The sequence below is a fragment of the Lysinibacillus sp. GW821-FHT14F06 genome (assembly GCF_058803665.1).
In genome coordinates this window covers 1-738 of the sequence record NZ_JBXAPF010000076.1, presented here as the reverse complement: position 1 = coordinate 738, position 738 = coordinate 1, and the positions used below count along the sequence as shown (strand labels likewise).

Genomic DNA, 738 nt, shown 5'->3' with positions numbered 1-738 from the left:
AATGCTAATTCCTTTTCATTTTCCCGTTCAATTTCTGGGATGATTTCTTTTTCAAGTAGTTCATCGTATAGCTGGTTTGACTTTTCAATTAGTCCGTTATGATATTTCTCAATCGACTTTTTCCACACGAATGTAAATTTGTTCGCATTCGCTTCAATCTTAGTTCCGTCGATAAAAATAGCTTCATTCTCAATCAGCTTTTCTTGCACAAGCTGACAACGAAATTGGACAAAACATTGGCGTAATAATTCCTTTACCGCTGGATGAACACGAAAACGATTAATTGTTCGATAGCTCGGTTCATAACCTTGAGCTAACCACATCATTCGAACACTGTCTTTTACGAGATCTTCAATTTTTCTTCCAGAGAAAACCGATTGGGTGTAAGCACACAGAATAATTTTTAACATCATTCGTGGATGATAAGCGGGACAACCCGTGCTTCTAAGAAATAAATCCAACGCTTCATTTGGAATACTTTCCACTAAATCATTGATGGCGTAGGCGATATCATTTTCTTGAAGTTTTATTTCTAAATCTAACGGTAAAACAACTTGATTCATGTTATAATCTTTAAACATAAGGACCCTTCTTTCGTATAAAAGTTTTGTTGTGGTGACTTAATTTTATCAGATGTGGTCCTTATTTTTTATGACAAAAATTCAAAGCCGGTGAAATTTTACTGATCGTAAAATTTCACCGGCTTTTTAGTTTAGAGAAGGGTTTTGTCCCAGCCTC

Annotated in this window: 1 protein-coding gene; it reads right to left on the bottom strand. The window is 35.2% G+C overall.

From position 1 onward, the window contains the following. On the bottom strand, positions 1 to 581 hold a 581-nt coding region (locus AC1RNS_RS26440; protein ID WP_492996780.1), incomplete at its 3' end, for a transposase. Between the last annotated feature and the right edge of the window lie 157 nt (positions 582 to 738).